This window comes from Pseudomonas sp. UBA6753 (assembly GCF_002453565.1).
Taxonomy (GTDB): domain Bacteria; phylum Pseudomonadota; class Gammaproteobacteria; order Pseudomonadales; family Pseudomonadaceae; genus Aquipseudomonas; species Aquipseudomonas putida_Z.
Genome location: NZ_DKHD01000046.1, coordinates 21,806 through 44,504 on the forward strand (window position 1 = coordinate 21,806; position 22,699 = coordinate 44,504).

The 22,699-nt window shown below is 65.1% G+C and carries 19 protein-coding genes; 16 read left to right on the plus strand and 3 right to left on the minus strand.

All coding sequences use genetic code 11. The annotated features are described in order from the left end of the window. Positions 1-137 precede the first annotated feature (137 nt). Positions 138-1,331 carry an MFS transporter gene (locus B2790_RS18645; protein ID WP_075045121.1) on the plus strand — a complete coding sequence of 398 codons (1,194 nt, stop codon included), beginning with the start codon at positions 138-140 and terminating at the stop codon, positions 1,329-1,331. On the opposite strand, the gene B2790_RS18650 is transcribed toward B2790_RS18645, so the two are convergent. Then, on the minus strand, positions 1,293-2,339 hold the full coding sequence (locus B2790_RS18650; protein WP_286919453.1) for an alpha/beta hydrolase family protein: 1,047 nt from the start codon (positions 2,337-2,339) through the stop codon (positions 1,293-1,295). The two genes, B2790_RS18645 and B2790_RS18650, sit on opposite strands and share 39 nt — an antisense overlap. Positions 2,340-2,539: 200 nt before the next feature. On the opposite strand from B2790_RS18650, the gene yghU reads away from it, so the two are divergent. The 6 genes from yghU (at position 2,540) to B2790_RS18680 (ending at position 9,831) form a co-directional block, all read left to right on the plus strand. Beyond that, complete coding sequence (gene yghU, locus B2790_RS18655; protein WP_286919454.1) at positions 2,540-3,382, plus strand: glutathione-dependent disulfide-bond oxidoreductase; 843 nt, start codon at positions 2,540-2,542, stop codon at positions 3,380-3,382. Between the two features lie 266 nt (positions 3,383-3,648). Further along, the gene (locus B2790_RS18660) at positions 3,649-5,352 is read left to right on the plus strand and encodes an amidase (protein WP_075045118.1); all 1,704 of its coding nucleotides are present in this window, start codon (positions 3,649-3,651) and stop codon (positions 5,350-5,352) included. Between the two features lie 183 nt (positions 5,353-5,535). Continuing rightward, entirely contained in the window at positions 5,536-6,210 is a 675-nt protein-coding gene (locus tag B2790_RS18665; protein ID WP_075045117.1) for a helix-turn-helix transcriptional regulator, read from the plus strand. After that, positions 6,207-7,124 (plus strand): pyridoxal-phosphate dependent enzyme, encoded by a 918-nt coding sequence (locus B2790_RS18670; protein WP_286919455.1) that lies wholly within the window; start codon positions 6,207-6,209, stop codon positions 7,122-7,124. The genes B2790_RS18665 and B2790_RS18670 overlap by 4 nt, the downstream gene beginning before the upstream one ends. Before the next feature lie 333 nt (positions 7,125-7,457). Further along, on the plus strand, positions 7,458-8,555 hold the full coding sequence (nspC, locus tag B2790_RS18675) for a carboxynorspermidine decarboxylase (protein WP_013972889.1): 1,098 nt from the start codon (positions 7,458-7,460) through the stop codon (positions 8,553-8,555). Positions 8,556-8,586: 31 nt separating this feature from the next. Continuing rightward, entirely contained in the window at positions 8,587-9,831 is a 1,245-nt protein-coding gene (locus tag B2790_RS18680) for a saccharopine dehydrogenase family protein (protein WP_003248123.1), read from the plus strand. A gap of 156 nt (positions 9,832-9,987) precedes the next feature. Here B2790_RS18680 and B2790_RS18685 read toward each other — a convergent pair whose 3' ends face one another. Together B2790_RS18685 and B2790_RS18690 are read right to left on the minus strand one after the other, a co-directional pair. After that, positions 9,988-11,034, minus strand: a complete 1,047-nt coding sequence (locus tag B2790_RS18685) for a class I SAM-dependent methyltransferase (protein ID WP_075045114.1) — start codon at positions 11,032-11,034, stop codon at positions 9,988-9,990. A gap of 120 nt (positions 11,035-11,154) precedes the next feature. Then, positions 11,155-12,018, minus strand: coding sequence for a type 1 glutamine amidotransferase domain-containing protein (locus B2790_RS18690; protein WP_286919456.1), 864 nt, complete (start codon positions 12,016-12,018; stop codon positions 11,155-11,157). Positions 12,019-12,136: 118 nt separating this feature from the next. Here B2790_RS18690 and B2790_RS18695 point away from each other — a divergent pair, with 118 nt between their 5' ends. The 9 genes from B2790_RS18695 to treS all read left to right on the plus strand — a co-directional run bounded on the left by B2790_RS18695 (position 12,137) and on the right by treS (position 22,507). Continuing rightward, the gene (locus B2790_RS18695; RefSeq protein ID WP_075046967.1) at positions 12,137-13,072 is read left to right on the plus strand and encodes a LysR family transcriptional regulator; all 936 of its coding nucleotides are present in this window, start codon (positions 12,137-12,139) and stop codon (positions 13,070-13,072) included. A gap of 48 nt (positions 13,073-13,120) precedes the next feature. Then, positions 13,121-14,458: a UDP-glucose dehydrogenase family protein gene (locus tag B2790_RS18700; protein ID WP_137163799.1), complete on the plus strand. Its 1,338-nt coding sequence runs from the start codon at positions 13,121-13,123 to the stop codon at positions 14,456-14,458. Next, the gene (locus B2790_RS18705; RefSeq protein WP_075045111.1) at positions 14,446-15,420 is read left to right on the plus strand and encodes an NAD-dependent epimerase/dehydratase family protein; all 975 of its coding nucleotides are present in this window, start codon (positions 14,446-14,448) and stop codon (positions 15,418-15,420) included. The genes B2790_RS18700 and B2790_RS18705 overlap by 13 nt, the downstream gene beginning before the upstream one ends. 34 nt (positions 15,421-15,454) lie before the next feature. Next, positions 15,455-16,198: a glycosyltransferase family 2 protein gene (locus B2790_RS18710; protein ID WP_274079857.1), complete on the plus strand. Its 744-nt coding sequence runs from the start codon at positions 15,455-15,457 to the stop codon at positions 16,196-16,198. Beyond that, positions 16,195-16,467, plus strand: coding sequence for a lipid-A-disaccharide synthase N-terminal domain-containing protein (locus B2790_RS18715; RefSeq protein WP_025338958.1), 273 nt, complete (start codon positions 16,195-16,197; stop codon positions 16,465-16,467). The genes B2790_RS18710 and B2790_RS18715 overlap by 4 nt, the downstream gene beginning before the upstream one ends. Positions 16,468-16,470: 3 nt before the next feature. Further along, positions 16,471-17,991, plus strand: coding sequence for an ArnT family glycosyltransferase (locus B2790_RS18720; RefSeq protein ID WP_286919457.1), 1,521 nt, complete (start codon positions 16,471-16,473; stop codon positions 17,989-17,991). 193 nt (positions 17,992-18,184) lie between these two features. Further along, on the plus strand, positions 18,185-19,405 hold the full coding sequence (locus tag B2790_RS18725) for a putative DNA modification/repair radical SAM protein (RefSeq protein WP_286919458.1): 1,221 nt from the start codon (positions 18,185-18,187) through the stop codon (positions 19,403-19,405). Then, positions 19,396-20,238 (plus strand): TIGR03915 family putative DNA repair protein, encoded by an 843-nt coding sequence (locus B2790_RS18730; RefSeq protein ID WP_025338955.1) that lies wholly within the window; start codon positions 19,396-19,398, stop codon positions 20,236-20,238. Before B2790_RS18725 ends, B2790_RS18730 begins: the two co-directional genes overlap by 10 nt. Positions 20,239-20,440: 202 nt before the next feature. Beyond that, positions 20,441-22,507, plus strand: a complete 2,067-nt coding sequence (treS, locus tag B2790_RS18735; RefSeq protein ID WP_085663662.1) for a maltose alpha-D-glucosyltransferase — start codon at positions 20,441-20,443, stop codon at positions 22,505-22,507. Positions 22,508-22,699: the final 192 nt, after the last annotated feature.

A 22,699-nucleotide genomic window follows, 5' to 3' on the forward strand; every position in this document is an offset into this window, starting at 1 on the left:
GGGCGAGCCCGCGAAGAATCCACCGCCGATCCCACAGGCTGGCACTGCCCGACGAATAATTCGTTAGCCTGCTTTCATTTCCTTCGCGCAACGGCCATGATGGGGCCACGCCCAACCGCCCGCCCGCGAACGTGCCCATGACCGCGCAACAACCCGCCCCCGCCAGCAACACGCTGCAAATTACCCTGCAGATCCTGTCGATCGTTTTCTACACCTTCATTGCCTTCCTCTGCATCGGCCTGCCGATCGCCGTGCTGCCCAGCCATGTGCACGACCAGCTGGGGTTTGGCGCGGTGGTCGCCGGGCTGACCATTGGCCTGCAATACCTGGCCACGCTACTCAGCCGCCCGTTTGCCGGGCGCGTGGCCGATACCCTGGGGGGCAAGCAGGCCATTCGCTTCGGCTTGCTGGGGATTGCCGGCTGCGGGGTGTTGACCCTGCTATCGGCCTGGACCCTGACGCTACCGCTACTGAGCCTGGCGCTGTTGCTCGGCGGGCGCCTGCTGCTGGGCATCGCCCAAGGGCTGATCGGCGTGGCCACGCTGAGCTGGGGCATCAGCCAGGTCGGGCCCGAGCACACCGCCAGGGTGATTTCCTGGAACGGTATCGCCTCCTATGGCGCCATCGCCATTGGTGCCCCCTTGGGCGTACTGGCCGTGGACGGGCTGGACTTCAGCGTGCTGGGGCCGGCATTGCTGGTGCTGGCGGTATCGGCCCTGCTGGTACTGCGCAAGCGGCCGGACGTGGTGGTGGTGCGTGGCGAGCGCCTGCCCTTCTGGTCGGCCTTCGGCCGGGTCGCACCCTGTGGCCTGGGCCTGACCCTGGCCTCTATCGGCTACGGCACCCTGACCACCTTCGTCACCCTGTATTACCTGGAGCGCGGCTGGGCGGGCGCGGCCTGGTGCCTGAGTGCCTTTGGCGTGTGCTTCATCATTTCCCGGCTGCTGTTCGTCAACGCGGTCAACCGTTTTGGTGGCTACAACGTGGCGGTCGCGTGCATGGCCACCGAAGTGCTCGGGCTGAGCCTGCTGTGGCTGGCACCGTCGCCGCCGTGGGCGCTGATCGGTGCCGGGCTTACCGGTTTCGGGCTGTCGCTGGTGTACCCGGCGCTGGGGGTGGAAGCGATCAAGCAGGTGCCCAGCAGCAGCCGCGGCGCAGGGCTGGGTGCCTACGCGGTGTTCTTCGACATGGCCCTGGCCATCGCCGGACCTGTGATGGGCGCGGTGGCCGCTCACCTGGGTTATGCCTCGATCTTCTGCGTGGCCGCCCTGCTCGCCCTGGCGGGTGTCGGCCTAACGCTGTTGCTGGCGCGGCGCGCCGCTCGCGGCTGAACGCTCGGCCGGCTGCGGCGCGCCCAACGCCTGGCTGAAGAACACCGCGGCTTCACGTTGCAGGGAATGGTGGATGTGCCGACGGTCCACGCCTGCAGCATCCTTGCACAGCGCCGGCATCCGCACGGACTGCTCGGCATCGCAATGGGCCATGAACACGAAGTGGCCGGCGCCGGCCAGCAGGCGATAGTCCGGTGTGACCGGCAACTTGCGGGCCAGGGCTTCGGCGTTGCGGTCCACCGCCACCAGCTGGTCGCTGTCGCCACTGTAGATCAGTGCCGGCACCTGCACCCCGGCCAAGGCATGGCGCCCGAACAGCAGGCTAAGCGGCGCCATCAGCATCACCGCCCCCACCCGCTGGTCGGCCTCTGGCACCAGCTCGCTGCGGTCGGCAATCAGTACGCCGTGGGTCCTGCAGGCGTCGGCGTCGTTAGGGCGCTCCAGGCAGTACTTGCGCAGGCGGTCCAGATCGGGGCGCGCGCCTGAGAGGATCAAGGCGGTTTCACCGCCGGCCGAGTAGCCGATCACACCAACCTTGCCACCGTTCAGGTAGGGCCCCAGCAAGGCATCATCGCGGGCGGCCGTAATCGCGGCACTCACTTGCAGCGGCCGGCCATACAGGTTGCTCAGGGTGCCCAGGCGGCTGTGGTCGCGGGCGTTGTCGCCGGGGTGCACCACCGCCACCACGATAAAGCCCTGGCGCGCCAGCGACGTCGCCAGGTAGTGCAAGGCCAGCGGGCTGCCGGTATTGCCGTGGGACAGCACCAGCAACGGGAACTGGCCCAACGCTACCGGCGCCTCCTCATTCACGTCGATCGGGTAGCCGTCTATCCGGCTGCTGCGGGTATTGCCGATGGCCGGGTAGAACGCCAGCGCCTGCATGGGCCGGGCGTCGACCGGGTCGGCCAGGGTCATATGGTGCAGGCCGGCAACCCAGGGCGCGGCCTCGGCTTGGGCCAGCAGGCTGCCGAACAGGGCCAGCGCCAACACGCAGCGTGGGAGAGTCATCGGCCGGCGGTTCCTTGCAGGGCGAAGAGATAGCCCAGCATAGAACCGGCCTGGGCTGCACCGGATGAAACCTGGATGAAAGCGAAGTCATGCACTTCACGCTCGCGCCCTATGCATTTGCGCTTTTCGTCGAACCCGTGGCATAGATGCAGGTCCACGTCTCTACGTGACCGTTTCGCGCCAATGAAGGAGATTCATGCATGAGCAAGCCCGCCTACGTGCCACCCAAGGTCTGGCGCAACGACGCAGCGTCCGGCGGCCAGTTCGCCAGCATCAACCGCCCGGTTGCCGGCCCGACTCACGACAAGGACCTGCCGCTGGGCAAGCACCCGCTGCAGCTGTACTCCCTGGCCACGCCCAATGGCGTCAAGGTCACCATCGCCCTCGAAGAGCTGCTCGCGCTGGGCCACCCGGGCGCCGAATATGATGCCTGGTTGATCCGCATTGGCGAGGGTGAGCAGTTCTCCAGCGGCTTCGTCCAGGTCAACCCCAACTCGAAGATCCCCGCCCTGCTCGACCGCAGCGTCGAGCCGCCGGTGCGGGTGTTCGAGTCGGGTTCGATCCTGCTGTACCTGGCGGAAAAGTTCGGTGCCTTGCTGCCGAAAGCGCCAGCTGCACGCACCGAAAGCCTGAACTGGCTGTTCTGGCAAATGGGCGCGGCGCCATACCTGGGCGGCGGCTTTGGCCACTTCTATGTGTATGCGCCGGAAAAGTTCGAGTACGCGATCAACCGCTTCACCATGGAAGCCAAGCGCCAGCTGGATGTGCTCGACCGGCGCCTGGCCGAAAGCCGCTACCTGGGCGGCGAGGAATACAGCATCGCCGACATCGCCGTGTGGCCGTGGTATGGCCAGCTGGTGCGCGGCCACCTGTACGGCGCGGCGGAGTTCCTGGCGGTGGACGAGTACCCGAATGTGCAGCGCTGGGCCGAGGAGATTGCCTTGCGCCCGGCGGTGCAGCGTGGCACACGGGTGAACCGGACCTGGGGGGATGAGGCCAGCCAGGTGCCGGAGCGGCATGCAGCGGCAGACCTGGATGGTTGACGCGGCACCCTTGTGGGAGCGGCCTTGCGTCGCGAAAGGGGTGCGAAGCGCGCCCAGGGTCTTCGTAACACAGTGAAATCATTGGGGCCGCTTTGCGGCCCTATCGCGACACAAGGCCGCTCCTACAAGGGGTCGCGCCGGGCTTGGGAGGCCCGACAATGCCCGCCTGCAAAAAACCATTTGCCCCCGCGCAAACCTGCGCCCGCCAAGCCCTTCTTGTACACTCCTCGCATTAGCCCCCACCTGCACATTTTTTTGGTGAACGCATGATCGAGGTAACCGAGGTTTCCATTGCCGAGCTGCGCGACGCGCTCGAGTCGGGCCGCACGACGGCGGTCGAGCTGGTCCAGGCCTACCTGGCGCGCATCGACGCCTACGATGGCGCCGACACCGCCACTGCCCTGAACGCCGTGGTGGTGCGCAACCCCGAGGCGCTGAAAGAGGCCGAAGCCTCCGACGCCCGTCGCGCCAAAGGCCAGGTCCTGAGCCCGTTGGACGGTATCCCCTACACCGCCAAGGACAGCTACCTGGTCAAAGGCCTGACCGCTGCCTCCGGCAGCCCGGCCTTCAAGGACCTGGTGGCCCAGCGTGACGCCTTCACCATCGAACGCCTGCGCGCCGCCGGCGCCGTGTGCCTGGGCAAGACCAACATGCCGCCCATGGCCAACGGTGGCATGCAACGCGGCGTGTATGGCCGCGCCGAAAGCCCGTACAACGCCAACTACCTGACCGCACCGTTCGCCTCGGGCTCGTCCAACGGTGCTGGCACCGCCACCGCTGCCAGCTTCAGTGCCTTCGGCCTGGCCGAAGAAACCTGGTCCAGCGGCCGTGGCCCGGCGTCCAACAACGGCCTGTGCGCCTATACCCCGTCGCGTGGGGTGATTTCGGTGCGTGGCAATTGGCCGCTGACACCGACCATGGACGTGGTGGTGCCGTATGCCCGCACCATGGCCGACCTGCTGGAAATCCTCGACGTGGTCGTAGCCGACGACGCTGACAAGCGCGGCGACCTGTGGCGCCTGCAACCTTGGGTGCCAATCCCGGCGGCTTCGACGGTGCGCCCGGCTTCGTACCTGGACCTGGCCGTGGATGCCAGCGCGCTCAAGGGCAAGCGCTTTGGCGTGCCGCGCATGTACATCAATGCCGATGCCGAGGCCGGTACTTCCGAGAAGCCTGGCATCGGCGGCCCGACTGGACAGCGCATCAACACCCGCGCCACGGTGATCGACCTGTGGCAGCAGGCCCGCCAGGCACTGGAGGCGGCTGGTGCCGAAGTGCTGGAAGTGGACTTCCCGCTGGTGTCCAACTGCGAGGGCGACCGCCCGGGCGCACCGACCGTGTACAACCGCGGCATCGTCAGCAAGGAGTTCCTGCATGACGAGCTGTGGGAGCTGTCGGGCTGGGCCTTCGACGACTTCCTGCGCGCCAACGGTGACCCCAGGCTCAACCGCCTGGCCGATGTCGACGGGCCGCAGATCTTCCCCCACGACCCGGGCACCCTGCCCAACCGTGAGGACGACCTGGCCGCTGGCATGGACGAGTACGTCAACATGGCCAAGCGTGGCCTGAAGACCTGGGACCAGATCGAGACCCTGCCCGACGGCCTGCGCGGCCTGGAGCAGACCCGCAAGATCGACCTGGAAGACTGGATGGACAACCTGGGCCTGGACGCGGTGCTGTTCCCCACCGTGGCCGACGTGGGCCCGGCCGATGCCGACGTCAACCCGGCATCGGCGGACATCGCCTGGAGCAACGGTATCTGGGTGGCCAACGGCAACCTGGCGATCCGCCACCTGGGCGTGCCGACCGTGACGGTGCCGATGGGCGTGATGGCCGATATCGGGATGCCGGTGGGGCTGACCTTTGCTGGCCGGGCTTACAGCGACAATGCGCTGCTGAGCTTTGGTGCGGCCTTCGAGGCGACCGGGTCGCGTCGGATGATCCCACCGCGTACCCCGGCCCTGGGCTGAGGGTTAAAGGGGCCGCTTTGCGGCCCATTCGCGGGTAAACCCGCTCCCACAGGTTCACCACAGGTGTTGAATACCGAGGGTCCCTGTGGGAGCGGGTTTACCCGCGAATGGGCCTGGAAAAGCAAATCGCCTAATTCAACTTAATGTGTAAAAATACACAAAACGTTGATTTTGCGATCTGCCATGCCTATCACCCCAAGCGAAGAACGCCAGCTCACCCTCACCGTCCTCAAGGCCGCCATCCAGGCACTGGGTAGCGTTGCCGCGCGCAACATGGAAATCCTCCTGCACGACCTCGATCACCCGGAACACTCCGTGGTGGCGATCGTCAACGGCCATCTTTCCGGCCGCAGCGTCGGTAGCCCGATCCTCGCCGCCCCGGAACAGGACCAGGGTTTCAAGGCACTGATGCAGGCCTCGGCCGATCAGCACGGCTGTGAGCCGGTGGTGCTGCCCGATTACCCCACCACGCTGAAGGGCCGCACGCTGCGCAGCGCCACGGCCATCTTCCGAGACAGCAGCGGCCACCCCTTCGCCAGCCTTTGCGTCAACACCGACGTCACCGGCCTGGATGCCGCCATGAACTTTCTTCAGCAGTTCCAGCCGCTGGGGGCCACACCTGCCGTCAGTGAACCCGCCGACATGGAACTGCTGATGAGCGAGATAATCCAGGCATCCCTGCAGCGCAGCGGCCAGGGGCGGATGAACAAGCAGGCCAAGGTCGAGGCCGTGCGCGTGATGCAGGAGCGTGGCCTGTTCATCGTCAAGGGCGGCGTGGAAAAGGCCGCCAGCGCCCTGGGTGTGACCCGCTACACCGTTTACAACTACCTCGAGCAACTGCGCGGAGCCAGCCAATGACCTTGCATATTCATACCCCCCTGATCGAATCCCGCCCGCTGTCACTGGCCGCGGGCAGCAACGTCTGGCTCAAGCTCGATGCCCTGCAGCCCTGCGGCTCGTTCAAGCTGCGCGGCGTGGGCCACGCCTGTGAGGTGCACCATGCCCGTGGCGCGCGGCACTTCGTGTCTTCCTCCGGCGGCAACGCCGGCCTGGCAGTGGCCTATGCCGGGCGCAAGCTGGGCGTGCCGGTGACCGTGGTGGTGCCCGAGACCACCACCGAGCGGGCCAAGGACCTGCTGCGCCTGGAGGACGCCAAGGTGGTGGTGCATGGCAGTTCCTGGCAGGAGGCCAACGCCCTGGCGCAGACCTTGGTCGGCCCGGATGACGCCTTCATCCACCCATTCGACGACCCGCTGCTGTGGGCCGGGCATGCCAGCCTGGTGGATGAAGTCGCCGAGGCCGGCGTGAAACCGGATGCCGTGGTGTTGTCGGTAGGCGGCGGTGGTTTGCTCAGTGGTGTGGTCGAGGGGCTACAGCGCAACGGCTGGGGCGATGTGCCGGTGCTGGCGGTTGAAACCGAGGGCGCGGCATCGCTGCATGCGGCCATGCAGGCGGGGCATTCGGTGGAGCTGGAACGTATTGCCTCGGTGGCGACCTCGCTGGGGGCCAAGCGTGTGGCTGACCAGCCGCTGGTGTGCGTGAAGGAGCATCCGGTGTACAGCCATCTGGTCACTGACCGCGCTGCGCTGGAAGCCTGCGAGCGGTTCCTGCTGGACCATCGCGTGCTGGTGGAGCCTGCCTGTGGGGCTGCTTTGGCGTTGGCCTATGCACCGGGCGCCCTGGCGCAGTACCAGAATGTGCTGGTGGTGGTTTGTGGCGGGGCTACCGCCACGCTGGAGCAGATCCAGGCGTGGTTGCAGCAGGTTCATTGAGGTTGCCTGTACCGGCCTCTTCGCGGGCTTGCCCGCTCCTACAGGAACCGCGCATTTTCTGAGCCTCGCGCTAAACCTGTGGGAGCGGGCAAGCCCGCGAACACCGGCGAAGCCGGTGCCATCCAACACAACACTCATCGGATTCTCCTTGCGGCACCCGGCTGCTGATTACGATAGTCACATGCCGCTGTTCTACTGAGCCCGCCGCAACCGGAAAAATCCTCTCGCAACAGCGTCAACCACGACGAAATGCGTAACCCACCCTTTCGGTCTGCGGCAAGTGAAGGCACAATGCGTGTCCTTTTTTTGGCCGGCCTGGCCGGGGGCCTTTAAATGATCAAGACGCCGTACTACCTCATCGATAAAACCAAGCTGCTGGGCAACATGGAGAAGATCGCCTACGTGCGCGAACACTCCGGTGCCAAGGCGCTGCTCGCCCTCAAGTGCTTTGCCACCTGGTCGGTCTTCGACCTGATGCAACAGTACATGGACGGCACCACCTCTTCGTCGCTGTACGAGCTCAAGCTCGGCCGCCAGAAGTTCGCCGGCGAAACCCACGCCTACAGCGTGGCCTGGGCCGACGACGAGGTCGAGGAAATGCTCGAGAACTGCGACAAGATCATCTTCAACTCGATCGGCCAGCTGCAGCGCTTCGCCGAACAGTCCGAAGGCAAGGTCCGTGGCCTGCGCGTCAACCCGCAGGTCAGCAGCTCCGACTACCTGCTGGCAGACCCTGCCCGCCCGTTCAGCCGCCTGGGCGAATGGGACCCGGCCAAGGTCGAACAGGTGATCGAGCAGATCTCCGGCTTCATGTTCCACAACAACTGCGAGAACGGCGACTTCGGCCTGTTCGACAAGATGCTCACGCATATCGAAGAGCGCTTCGGTCACCTGCTGCACAAGGTCGAGTGGGTAAGCCTCGGTGGCGGCATCCACTTCACCGGTGAAGACTACGCGCTGGACGCCTTCTGCGCGCGCCTGAAAGCCTTCTCGGAAAAGTACGGCGTGCAGGTGTACCTGGAGCCGGGCGAAGCAGCCATCACCAACAGCGCCTCGCTGGAAGTGACCGTGCTCGACACCCTGTACAACGGCAAGCACCTGGCCGTGGTCGACAGCTCGATCGAAGCGCACATGCTCGACCTGCTGATCTACCGCCTCAACGCCAAGATGGCCCCCAACGACGGCGCGCACACCTACATGGTCTGCGGCAAGTCGTGCCTGGCCGGTGACATCTTCGGCGAATACCAATTCGATCGTCCGCTGGCCATCGGTGATCGCCTGTCGTTCGTCGACGCGGCGGGTTACACCATGGTCAAGAAAAACTGGTTCAACGGTCTGAAAATGCCATCCATCGTGGTCAAGCAACTCGACGGCAGCGTCGAAGTGGTGCGCGAGTTCGGTTTCGAAGACTACGTTTCCAGCCTGTCGTAAGACCGGCTTTCAGTAAGGAGCAAGGGATAAATTGAAGAAGAACGTTCTTATCATTGGTGCAGGAGGTGTCGCCAAGGTGGTGGCCCACAAGTGCGCGCAGCATAACGACGAACTGGGTCGTATCGCCATCGCGTCACGGAACATCTCCAAATGCCAGGCCATCATCGACAGCGTCAAGGCCAAGGGTAGCCTCAAGGTACCCGCCGACATCCAGGCCTTCTCGCTCAATGCCCTCGATGTCGAGGCAACCAAGGCGCTGATCCGCGAGACCGAATCGCAGATCGTGATCAACGTTGGTTCCGCCTTCCTCAACATGTCGGTGCTGCGTGCCTGCATCGATACCGGTGTCGCCTATCTGGACACCGCCATCCACGAAGAGCCGGGCAAGATCTGCGAGACCCCGCCGTGGTACGGCAACTACGAGTGGAAACACCTCGAAGAGTGCCAGGCAAAGAACATTACCGCCATTCTCGGCGTCGGTTTCGACCCGGGTGTGGTGAACAGCTACGCCAAGCTGGCGCAGCAACAGTATTTCGACAGCATTGACTCGATCGACATCCTCGACGTCAATGCCGGTTCGCATGGCAAGTACTTCGCCACCAACTTCGACCCGGAAATCAACTTCCGTGAATTCACCGGGCAAGTGTGGAGCTGGCAGAACAGCCAGTGGACCAGCAACACCATGTTCGAGGTCAAGCGTACCGACGACCTGCCGGTGGTAGGTTCGCAGAACCTGTACCTGACCGGCCACGATGAAGTTCACTCGATTTCGAAGAACCTCAACGTGCCGAACGTGCGTTTCTGGATGAGCTTCGGCGAGCACTACATCAACGTGTTCACCGTGCTGAAGAACCTGGGCCTGCTCTCTGAGCAACCGGTGAAAACCGCCGAAGGCCTGGAAGTGGTACCATTGAAAGTGGTCAAGGCCGTGCTGCCGGACCCAGCCTCGCTGGCCCCGGGCTACACCGGCAAGACCTGCATCGGTGACCTGGTCAAGGGCACCAAGGATGGCCAGCCGCGCGAAGTGTTCATCTACAACGTGGCCGACCACGAAGAAGCCTACGCCGAGACCGACAGCCAGGGCATTTCCTACACCGCCGGTGTACCGCCAGTGGCTGCCGCCCTGCTGGTCGCCCGTGGCGAGTGGGATGCCAAGCGCATGGTCAACGTCGAGGAGCTGCCAGCCGAGCCGTTCCTCAAGGCGCTGGACGTGATGGGCCTGCCGACCCGCGTCAAGGATGAAAAAGGCGATCGTCCCTGGGACGCTGAAGCCTAAGCAGCAAGACAGAGGGGGCGCCATCGAGGCGCCCCTTCTGCTTTTGCAAGCCCGGCCTCTTCGCGGGCACGCCCGCTCCTACAAGGATTTCGCCGGCCTCAGGTGGGGCCCTGTGGGAGCGGGCGTGCCCGCGAAAGGGCCGGCACAGGCTTACTTCTACTTCCGAGCCTCCAGAATCAGGTTGAACGGCGTCTGCGTCGCCCGCCGGAACCGACCAAACCCCGCCTCCTCGAACACCGCCCGCAACCGCGCTTCCCCTGCCTGCGCACCCAGCCCCAACCCCACCTCCTGCGACAACGAGTTCGGCGTGCAGATAAACGTCGACGCCGCATAGAACAAGCGCCCGACCGGTGTCAGATTGCCCTCCAGCGAATCCTCGGCATAAGGCTCCACCAGCATCACCGTGCCGTCGGCCTTCAACGCACGGTAGGCATGCTTCGCAGCCCCCACCGGGTCGCCCATGTCGTGCAGGCAATCGAAGAAGCACACCAGGTCATGGTCATGCCCCGGGTAGTCCTTGGCGCTGGCCTGCTGGAAGCTCACCCGCCCCGCCAACCCCGCCTCACGCGCACGCTCGTTGGCGGTGGCGATGGAAGGCCCGTGGTAGTCGTAGCCGACGAAGGTGGATGCCGGGAACGCCTGGGCCATGACCAGCGTGGAAGCGCCATGCCCACAGCCCACATCCGCCACCTTGGCGCCCGCCTGCAGCTTGGCCACCACGCCCTCCAGCGCCGGTAGCCATTCGGCCACCAGGAAGGTGCGGTAACCCGGCCGGAAGAACCGTTCGGTGCCGCTGAACATGCAGGGGTGATGGTCGCCCCAGGCCAGCCCGCCATCGCCGCGCATGGCCGCGACCAGCTTGTCCTTGTCGTGGAACAGCGCGGCCACCACCGCCGCACCACCGGCCATATAGGCCGGGGAATCCTCCAGTGCCAGGGCCATGGCCTGCTCTTCAGGCAACACGAAACGGCCCTTGTCATGCACCATGTAGCCCGAGGCGGCCTGGGCGCTGAGCCATTCGCGCACCAGCCGCGGGTGGCAGCCGGTCTTTTCCGCCAGCGCCTCGGGGGTGGTCGGCTGGCTGTCGGCCATGGCCCGGTACAACCCCAGCTCATCACCGAGAATCACGTTGGCCAAGGTCGCCGCCGCGCCCATGTCGCCCACCAGCTTGCCCATGAAGTCGTGAAGCCTTGCCTCGTCCATGACCTGCCCTCCTCTGCAAAGAAGGCCATCGCCAGCGAGGGACATCCGCTCCGGGGAGGCGGTGGTCGGTTGAATGGTATGGGCCTGCCGAGCGTTGCCCGATGCAGGCCACTTCTAAGTCTAGATGCCTTGATCAGAGGGCTTTGCCTGCCCTGCCAACTTTTCCAGCAGTACCTTGGCCAGCGCCTTGTCCGAGAACGGGTTCTGCCCGGTGATCAGTTCGCGGTCCACCACCACATTGGGTTGCCAGGCCTTGGCGTAGCCCATGTCGCCCCCTGCCATTGCCATGGCGTTGGCCGGGTAGAACAACAGCCGCTGGTCCTTGAGCGAACCCTCGAACACCTGCTCCTCCGGGTCGGAGAAGATGGTCATCTTGTAACCCTTGTACAGCCAGTCATTGGCTGCCGGCTTTTCACCACGCGCCAGCGCCGACTGGTAGCTCGCCGGGTCCTGCTGGGCCGAGAGCAAGGCGATGGGGCCGTGGCAGATGGCGGCTGTGGGCTTGCCGGCCTGGTGGAAATGCTGCAGCAAGGCGCCCACGTCCGGGTTGTTGGCCAAGTCGATCAACGGCGCATGGCCGCCGGGGATGAACAGCCCGGCATAGCGGCCCAGGTCACCTGCCAGGACCTCTTTCACCGACAGGGTATCGTCAATGCCCGGCAGGCCTTGCACGACTTTCTCGATCCGGCGCATCTCCACCGCATCACCGGCAAAGTAGCGCGGGTCAATCGAACGCTGGTCGACGCTAGGGGCATTACCTTTGGGGGTTACCAGCACCAGCTTGTAGCCAGCCTTGAGCAATTGGTCGGCAGGCACGCCGAACTCGTTGAGGTAGTAGCCAGTGGCGTAGCGCTTGCCGTCCTGCAGGGGCAGCTGGTGCTCGCTGGACAACAGCACCAGCACTTCTCCCTTGGGCGCAGCGTGGGCGCCGACGGCAAGCAGAGTGCTGGCAACAGCCAGGGCAAGCCGGGACATCTTGGTCATGCAACAATCTCCTGATCAGGCAAAAAGAGCCGTCCGCTCATATCGGCGGGATGCGTTCATGCTAATGGCAAGGCTATGATTCGATAATTCGAAAGCTCTCATGTCTGCGATCCAGAAAATGAATATCTCCAGCAAGGACCTCAACCTGCTGTACCTGTTCCATGTGCTGTATCAGGAACGCAACGCCACCCTCGCTGCCCAGCGCATGGCGCTGAGCCAGCCCGCCCTCAGCCACAAACTCAACAAGCTGCGCCATCAGTTTGGCGACCCGCTGTTCGTCCGCGCGCCCAGGGGCCTGACCCCGACACCACGCGCCCACGAACTGGCGCCCGAGGTAGAACGCCTGGTAGTGGGCCTGGAAGGCTTCTATGAACGCTGCGAAGGGCAGGACTTCCTTGCCCGCCCTGCCCGCCTGCACCTGTACAGCACCGATTATGTAGAACAGACGCTGTTGCCCAGGCTGCTGCCGATCCTGCGCAGCCAGGCGCCGAACCTGACGCTGGTCACCCACAACACCCGTGGTCAGCTCCCTCGCGAAGAGCTGGAGAAAGGCACCTGTGACCTGGCCGTTGCCGGGTTCTATACCGACCTCCCGGAAACCTTCCACCAACAGCGCCTGCTCACCGAACACTTCGTTGTGCTGGCCTCGCGCAGTCATCCAGCCGCGGACCAAGGCCTGGACCTCGATAGCTTCCTCGCCAGCGACCACCTGCTCACCACCCTCACCGGCGACCTCGATGGCCTGGTCGACCGCGCCTTGCGCAGCCAGGGCATGCAACGACGGGTCGTGGCTGGCCTGTCGAGCTTCGTGGCCCCCACGCGCCTGCTGCGCGGCACCGACCTGCTGCTCACCTGCCTGAGCTCGCTGGCCATCGAAGCCACCGAGCGTGATGACGACCTGCGCATGTACCCGCTGCCGCTGACATTGCCCGCAATCGAGGTGATGCAGATATGGCATGAACGCACCCACGCCGACCCGTTGCGGCGCTGGTTCCGCCAGCAGCTGTGGAACGTCACCCAGGAAGCAGCGGCCTGCGCAAGTAACAATATCTAAACAACGTTGTGACATTTTTTTTCAGCTTTCTCGCCAAGGAGCTGTCAAATGAAGGTCACGGTTTTCGGTACCGGCTATGTCGGCCTCACCCAGGCAGTGTGCCTGGCCCAGGTGGGGCACTCGGTGTTGTGCATGGATGTCGACGCCGAGCGGGTCGCCAGCCTCAATGCAGGCCATTGCCCGATCTTCGAGCCCGGCCTTGCGCCGATGCTGGAGAAGAACCTGGCCTGCGGCCGCCTGCGCTTCACCACCGACGCCAGCGAAGCGGCCAACTACGCCAGGTTGCAGTTCATTGCCGTCGGCACCCCGGCACAGGCCGATGGCAGCGCCGACCTGAAGCACGTGTTTGCCGTGGTCGACAGCATCCTCGAACATGCCGACGGCCCCAAGCTGATCGTCAACAAATCCACCGCGCCGGTCGGCACGGTGCACCGCATCAAGGCGCGCATCGCCCAGGCCGTGGCCGATACCAGCCGCTTCCACGTCGTCAGCAACCCCGAGTTCCTCAAGGAAGGCTCGGCAGTCGATGACTGCATGCGCCCGGAGCGCATCATCATCGGTGGCGCGGAGCCTGCCGAGGTAGAGCTGCTGCGCGAGCTGTACCTGCCGTTCAGCCGCAACCGCGAAAAGCTCATGGTCATGGATGCGCGCAGCGCCGAGCTGACCAAGTACGCGGCCAACTGCATGCTGGCGACCAAGATCTCGTTCATCAACGAAATCGCCAACTTGGCCGAGCACCTGGGCGCCGATATCGAAATGGTGCGCCGTGGCATCGGCTCGGACCCGCGCATCGGCTACGACTTCATCTATGCCGGCTGCGGTTTTGGCGGCTCGTGCTTCCCCAAGGACCTGCAAGCCCTGCGCCGCAGCGCCGAGGCCGAAGGCTTCGAGCCGCAGCTGCTGCGTGCGGTGGAGTCGGTCAACGAGCAGCAAAAGGGCCGGCTGTTCAGCAAGATCCAGCGCCACTACCCACGCGGTCTGCGGGGCAAGGTCTTCGCCTTGTGGGGGCTGTCGTTCAAGCCCAATACCAATGATATCCGCGAGGCCTCCAGCCGGGTCCTGCTGGAAGCGCTGTGGGCCGCCGGCGCGCGGGTGCAGGCCCATGACCCGCAGGCCATGGAAGAAATCCAGCGGCACTATGGCCCGCGCGCCGACCTGCAACTGGTGCCATGCAAGGACGATGCACTGCACGGCGCCGATGCCCTGGTGATCGTCACCGAATGGCAGGATTACCGCGTGCTCAACCTGGACAAGGTGCCGCAACAGCTGGCCGACCGGGTGGTGTTCGACGGGCGCAACCTGTTCGAACCCGAACACATGGCCGCCGCCGGCCTGACTTACTACGGCATCGGCCGTGGCCAGGTGCAGCCAGCATGCCCGTACTGATTACCGGCGTGGCCGGCTTCATCGGCTACCACGTTGCGCGGCGCCTGTGCGAAGCAGGCATCGAGGTGGTCGGCATCGACAACCTCAATGCCTACTACAGCGTCCAGCTGAAGCTGGCGCGCCTTCAGCAGCTGTTCGGCTTTGCCAATTTCCGCTTCCACACCCTCGACATCGCCCACCCGAGCGAACTGCAACAGCTGTTCGCCGGCCAGGCGTTCAGTGAAGTGATCCACCTGGCAGCCCAGGCCGGGGTGCGCTATTCGCTGGACAACCCCGGCGCCTATGGCCAGGCCAACCTGGTCGGCTTTCTCAACATCCTCGAGGCCTGCCGCCAGCAGCCACCCCGCCACCTGATCTACGCCTCCAGCAGTTCGGTGTACGGTGCCAACGCCAAGCTGCCGTTCAGCGTCGACGACCCGGTCGAGCAACCGTTGTCGCTGTATGCCGCCAGCAAGCGCGCCAATGAACTGATGGCGCACAGCTACGCGCACCTGTACCAGCTGCCGACCACCGGCCTGCGCTTCTTTACCGTATACGGCCCCTGGGGCCGCCCCGACATGGCGCCATTCAAGTTCACCCGCGCCATGCTCGAGGGCCGGCCGATCGAGGTCTACAACAACGGCCTGATGGGGCGCGACTTCACCTACATCGACGACATCGTCGAGAGCATTGTGCGCCTGCGCCTGAAGCCGCCACTGCCGGCCGAGGGGCAACCGCCCTGCCAGCTGTTCAACATCGGCCGAGGTCAGCCGGTACGGCTGCTGCACTTCGTCGAATGCCTGGAGCATGCGTTGGGCATCAAGGCACGACGCGACTACCTGCCGCTGCAAGCGGGTGACGTGCTGGAAACCTGGGCCGACGTCGGCTCGCTGGCACGCTGGATCGACTACACCCCCGGCACATCGCTGGAACACGGCGTCAACGCCTTCGTTGGCTGGTACCGGGATTTCTACCGGGTCTGAGCCGCGCAATCACAACAAGATCACAGGTAGCCTCATGACAGATCCACTTGACCTCTCGGTGCTCATTCCCGCCAGGAACGAGGTCGACAACCTGCCGTCACTCTTGATGGAAATACGCACCGCACTGGCGGCCGAAGACCATGAAGTACTGGTGGTCGATGACGGCAGCAGCGACCGCACCCTGAGCGTACTGCTGCAACTGAAAAGCCAGGGCTACACGCAACTGCGCATCCTCCGTCACGAGCGCTCGCTGGGCCAGAGCACCTCGCTGTGGCATGCCGCCCAGGCGGCGCGCGGGCGCTGGCTGGCGACCCTGGACGGGGACGGCCAGAACGACCCGGCGGACATCCCCGGCATGCTGGCCCTGGTGCGCGCCAATCAGGACCTGGCCGGCGGCGTCAAGCTGGTGGCCGGGCACCGGGTCAACCGCCGCGACAGCGCCAGCAAACGCTGGGCGTCGCGGCTTGCCAACGGCCTGCGCAGCCGCTTGCTCAAGGACGCCACGCCAGACACCGGCTGCGGGCTGAAACTGATCGAACGCGCGGCCTTCCTGCGCCTGCCCTACTTCGACCACATGCACCGCTTCATCCCGGCGCTGATCCTGCGCCACAACGGCCGCATGCTGGTGCACCCGGTCAACCACCGGCCACGTCAGGCCGGGGTGTCCAAGTACGGCAACCTGGACCGCGCGCTGGTCGGCATCCTCGACCTGTTCGGGGTCTGGTGGCTGATCCGTCGCACCCGCCTGGACACGCGCCCCCAGGAGTTCGAAGGATGACCCGCGAAACCCTGTGGCTGGTCATCGGCTTCGCCGGCCAGGCCGTATTTACCGGGCGCTTCGTGTTGCAGTGGCTGTACAGCGAGTTCAAGCGCCGCAGCGTGATCCCGGTGGGTTTCTGGTACCTGAGCATGCTCGGCAGCGCGCTGCTGCTGACCTACGCCATCTATCGCCAGGACCCGGTGTTCATCATCGGCCAGAGCTTCGGCTTCCTGGTCTACCTGCGCAACCTGCAGCTGATCGCCCGCCACCAGGAACAGAAGGAATAGTCCTTGCCAAGGTTCAACACGCTCGGGGCCGAACGCCTGGCCCTGATTGCCCTCGCGGTGGTGCTGGTGGGTGCGGGTATCGGCTGGCGCCAGCCGATGAACGTGGATGAAGAACGCTTTCTCGGCGTCGCCCTGGAAATGCTGCAGAGCGGCAACTGGTTCATCCCGCACCGGGCGGCGGAAATCTACGGCGACAAGCCGCCGCTGTTCATGTGGACCGTGGCCCTGTTCAGCCACCTCACCGGCTCGCCCAAGGTTGCCCTGTACCTGCCAGGGCTGCTATCGGCGGCGACCATTACCTGGGTGCTGCACGACCTGGGGCGGCGCCTGTGGAACCGGCGCATCGGCGTGATCGCCGCCTTGTTGTTCCTGGCCACCTACCAGAGCTACAGCATCCTGCGCACCGGGCAGATCGACAGCTTCCTGTGCCTGTGGGTGGCACTGGGTTTCTACGGCATGCTGCGCCACTTGCTGCTCGGGCCGGCCTGGGGCTGGTTCTACCTGGCCTGCGCGGCCATGGGCATGGGCATCATCAGCAAGGGCGTGGGCTTTGTCCCGGCGCTGCTACTGCTGCCCTATGCATGGGCGGTGCGCCACCGCTGGCACGGGGTGGTGGCCATGCCCGGCCAGGGTTGGCGCTGGTGCCTGGGGCTGGCGTGGCTGCTGGCCGGTTGCGCGGTGTGGCTGCTGCCATTGCTGGTTTCGATCGCCCATGGTGGTGGCGCGGCGGAGCTGGCCTACCTGAAGGAAATACTCCTGCGCCAGACCGCCAGCCGCTATGCCAATGCCTGGGACCATCGCGAACCGTTCTGGTACTTCTTCGTCAAGGTCATTCCCAAATACTGGCTGCCACTAGTGCTGGCCCTGCCCTGGCTGGTACCGGCCTGGCGCCGGCAGCTGCAAAAACGCGACGCGCGCTTTCTGCTGCTGCTCGGCTGGGTGGTGCTGGTGCTGTTGTTTTTCAGCCTCAGCAGCGGCAAGCGCAAGCTGTACATCTTCCCGGCGCTGCCGGGCCTGGTGCTGGCCATCGCGCCACTGCTGCCGTGGCTGCTCAAACACTGGCTGCAGCGCCGGCCAGCCTGGCGCAAGGCGTTCACTGCCGTGGCCCTGGCATGGTTCGCGCTGTGGTTCGCACGCGGCTTCGTCGAGCCGCTGAAGGAAGGCCGCAACCCGCATGAAACATTGATGAGTGAAGCCGCGCGGGCCACCGGCGGCGCCGAGTTGGTGCTGGTCAACTGGCGCGAGGGGCATTGGCTGTTTGCCCGGCAACCCATCGTGCACTTCGGTTTCACCGGCCAGCCCAGGGCGGACGCGGCCGCTTACTGGCTGCGTCACAACCCCACGGCCTTCGCCCTGGTACCGGCTTCGGAACTGGGCCGCTGCTTCAGTGCCGACAAGGCACGCAGGCTGGGCGAGACCTCGCGCGCAGAGTGGTATGTGGTCGGTGCCGCTGCCGATAACGGCCAGTGCCAGGCCACGGCCCCCAGCCACGTCTACCACTTCGCCTGGGCGGGCTCGCCTTAGTGCCTGCCAGCGTTTCTGCAGGTCTTCGCGGGCACGCTTGCTCCCAAAGGTTTGGCACCGAGCTCAGGCTACACGCTCTCCCTGTGGGAGCGGCCTGCCCGCCAAGATAGTCGGGCATGGCCGGCGCACAATCGCTTGCAATCCGTCACATCTCAAAATACTGTATGAATATTCAGTATCACAGGTCAGCCCCATGCAACTCATCGCCAAACTCGGCATCCTTGCCGATGCTGCCAAGTACGACGCATCCTGCGCCAGCAGCGGCGCGCCCAAGCGCAACTCGCGCGGGGCTGATGGCCTGGGTGCTACCAATGGCATGGGCATCTGTCACAGCTACACCCCCGACGGGCGCTGCGTCTCGCTGCTCAAGGTGCTACTGACCAACTTTTGCCTCTACGACTGCCAGTACTGCGTCAACCGCCGCTCCAGCAACGTGCCACGCGCGCGCTTCACCCCCGAGGAAGTGGTCCGGCTGACCCTGGACTTCTACCGGCGCAACTGCATCAGCGGCCTGTTCCTCAGCTCCGGCATCATCCGGTCTGCTGACTACACCATGGAGCAGCTGATCCGCGTGGCGAAGCTGTTGCGCGAAGAGCACAACTTCCGTGGCTACATCCACCTCAAGACCATCCCCGATGCCGACCCGTTGCTGATCGAAGAGGCCGGGCGCCTGGCAGACCGGCTCAGCGTCAACATCGAGCTGCCGACCGACGCCAGCCTGAAACGCCTGGCACCGGAGAAACAGGCGCACACCATTCGCCAGGCCATGGGCGTGATCCACCAAGGCCAGCAAGCCGTGGCCCACGAACCCAAGGCGCCGCGCTTTACCCCGGCCGGGCAAAGCACCCAGGTGATCGTCGGGGCCGACAGCACCGATGACAGCACATTGCTGCGCAATGCCGAATCGCTGTACCAAGGCTACGGTCTCAAGCGCGTGTATTACTCCGCCTTCAGCCCCATCCCTGACAGCCCCGGCAGCGTCCCCCTGGCCGCACCACCGCTGCTGCGCGAGCACCGCCTGTACCAGGCTGACTTCCTGCTACGTGGCTATGGCTACAAGGCCGGCGAGCTGCTGGGCCAGAGCGGCAACCTGGCACTGGACATCGACCCCAAGCTGGCCTGGGCGCTGGCCAACCGCGAAGTGTTCCCGCTGGACGTGAACCGTGCCGAGCCGGCGCTACTGGCGCGCATCCCCGGCATCGGCCTGCGCAGCGTGCAGCGCTTGGTAGCCCTGCGACGCGAACGGCGCATTCGCTACGATGACCTGATCCAGCTGCGCTGCGTGCTGGACAAGGCGCGGCCGTTCATTGTCACCAGCGACTACCGCCCGGCCCAGGCCGAGCTGCGCAGCGGCCTGCTGAGGGCGCGCTTGCGTGAGCCGCAGGCGCCGGTGCAGATGGGCTTGTGGGGATGATCGCGCTCGACTGCGACGGCCTGTTCGCCACCTGGCGTGACCAGGCCCGGGTGTTGTTGGGGCATGGCATCGACCCGTCGGAGGTGACCTGGGCGCAAGGGCCGGTGGCTGATTTGCTGGCCGTACCGACAGCGCTGCCGGAAGGCTCCGGTCCCTTTCGCGCCAAGGTGCCAGCGGCGCTGCTGAGCCAGCTGGAACAGGCCGCCCGCTACCGTGGCGAGCACCGCTGGAACCTGCTTTACGAGGTACTTTGGCGGGTGGCCCATGGCGACCGCACTGCAATGCTGGCAGGTGACCGACTGGGCAGCGAGCTGCAACGACGGATCAAGCAGGTCAATCGCGAAGCGCACCACCTGCATGCGTTTGTACGCTTCGTGCCACTACCCGAAGTATTGGCTGAACAGCTGCAACTCGACCTGGTGGCCTATCACGAGCCGGCGCATGACATTCTGGAAAGCGCCAGTGCGCATTTCGCCGACCGCCTGGGGCGTTTGCGCTGGATGATTGCCACGGCGCACGACGGCATACGCTTCGACGGCCAGGCATTCGACTACCAGCGCCAGTGCCCCGAGCCCTGGCGCCAGTGGGCCCGCAACGCCGAAGACCCTGGCGCCGAATTGTGGCGCACCTACTATCGCCATACCTTCAACCCTGCCCGCCTCAACCCCGACGCCTTGCGCCTGCACATGCCCGGGCGGTTCTGGCGACATTTGCCGGAGGGCATGCTGATTCCGCAGCTCGAAGGCCTGGCTCGGCAAGGCAAGCAACGGGATGGCCAAGCCCTGGAAGTCGCCTCCCAGGCTGGCAAACAGATCAGCAAACCCACACGCTAGTTGCGTATTCGCAAACCTTGATCAGTGGGGACTTCTTCGCGGGCATGCCCGCCCCCACAGGTATTGCACTGTTCTCAACGTGTGTGGAGATCCTATGGGAGCGGGCGTGCCCGCGAAGCAGCCAAACCATACTCAAGCCGAACGATCAGCCGCCACAGCCGTCATAACCTGAGCCGCTGCCGACACGCAAAGAGGACGCGAAATGACCCAACCCGACCCGTCATACGTCAAATGGCTCGAAGACCGCGCCATGCTCAGGGCCTCCCAGCAACGCACCCACCTGTACTCGGGCCAGTCGCGCCTGTGGCAGCAGCCCTACGCCGAAGCCCAGCCCCGCCGCGCCACTGAAATCGCTTCGGTCTGGCTGACCGTCTACCCCGACGCCATCATCGCCCCCGAAGGCTGTTCGGTGCTCGGTGCCCTGGCCCATGAAGCGCTGTGGAAGCGCCTGTCGGAGATCGGCATCCAGGGCCTGCACACCGGCCCCATCAAGCTGTCCGGCGGCATTCGTGGCCGTGAGCTCACCCCCAGCGTGGACGGCAACTTCGACCGCATCAGTTTCGACATCGACCCGCTGTACGGCAGCGAGCAGGAGCTGATCCAGATGAGCCGCATGGCCGCCGCGCACAACGCCGTGACCATCGACGACCTGATCCCCTCGCACACGGGCAAGGGTGCCGACTTCCGCCTGGCCGAGCTGGCCCACGGCCCCTACCCGGGGCTGTACCACATGGTCGAAATCCGCGAGGAAGACTGGCCGCTGCTGCCCGAAGTGCCTGCCGGGCGCGACGCGGTCAACCTGCTGCCGGCCCAGTGCGACGAGCTAAAGGCCCGCCACTACATCGTCGGCCAGCTGCAACGGGTGATCTTCTTCGAACCAGGTGTGAAGGAAACCGACTGGAGCGCCACGCCGCCGGTGACCGGTGTGGATGGCAAGACCCGGCGCTGGGTGTACCTGCACTACTTCAAGGAAGGCCAGCCGTCGCTCAACTGGCTGGACCCGACCTTCGCCGCCCAGCAGATGATCATTGGCGATGCCCTGCACGCCCTGGACTGCCTGGGTGCACGCGGCCTGCGCCTGGATGCCAACGGCTTTCTCGGCGTGGAGACCCGCGCCAGCGGCACTGCCTGGTCGGAAAGCCACCCACTGTCGATCGTCGGCAACCAGCTGATCGGCGGCATGATCCGCAAGGCCGGCGGTTTCAGCTTCCAGGAACTGAACCTGACCCTCGACGACATCGCGCAGATGTCCAGGGGCGGTGCCGACCTGTCCTACGATTTCATTACCCGGCCGGCCTACCAGCATGCGCTGCTGACCGGCGACACCGAGTTCCTGCGCCTGATGCTCAAGGAGATGCATGCCTTCGGCATCGACCCGGCGTCGCTGATCCATGCCCTGCAGAACCATGACGAGCTGACCGTGGAGCTGGTCCATTTCTGGACCCTGCATGCCCACGACATGTACCTGTACAAAGGCCAGACCTTGCCCGGCGGCATCCTGCGCGAGCACATCCGCGAAGAGATCTACGAACGGCTGTCGGGCGAGCATGCGCCGTACAACCTGCGTTTCGTCACCAATGGCATAGCCTGTACCACGGCCAGCCTGATCGCTGCCGCACTGGGCATCCGCGACCTCGGGCAGATCGGGGTTGCAGAAATCGAGCTGATCCAGAAGGTGCACCTGCTGCTGGTCATGTACAACGCCATGCAGCCGGGGGTGGTGGCGCTGTCCGGCTGGGACCTGGTGGGCGCCCTGCCCTTGCCCGCCGAAGCGGTCGCGCAGCGGATGCTGGATGGCGATACCCGCTGGATTCACCGCGGCGGCTACGACCTGGCCGGGCTGGAGCCGCAGGCCCAGACATCGGTGCGTGGCATGCCCCGTGCACGGGCGCTGTATGGCAGCCTGGACAGCCAGCTGGAAAACGGCGATTCGTTTGCCTGCAAGGTGAAGAAACTGCTGGCGGTGCGCCAGGCCTATGGCATCGCCACCAGCCGCCAGGTGCTGGTACCTGAAGTCAGCAGCCCCGGCTTGCTGGTAATGGTGCATGAACTGCCGGCCGGGCGTGGCATCCAGATCACTGCGCTGAATTTTGGCCAGGAAGTGATTGCCGAGGAGCTGCAACTGACCGGGTTCACGCCGGGGCCGGTGGTGGACATGATCAATGAAACGGTCGAAGGGGATTTGACCGAGGATGGGCGCCTGATGGTGAACCTGGACCCGTATGAGGCGCTGTGCCTGCGGATCGTCAACAGCAGCGGCCATGTCTGAATTGTATTTGCCCCATTGCCTTCGCCGGTGAAGCTCAGAACGGTAGCCACGCGATACCTGTGGGAGCGGGTTCACCCGCGAACACCGGCGCAGCCGGTGCCATCCACCGCGTCGCTTGCTTCGCGGGCATGCCCGCTCCCACAGGGACCCCACCAGCTGAAGGAGTGCGCCGTACCTGTGGGAGCGGGCGCG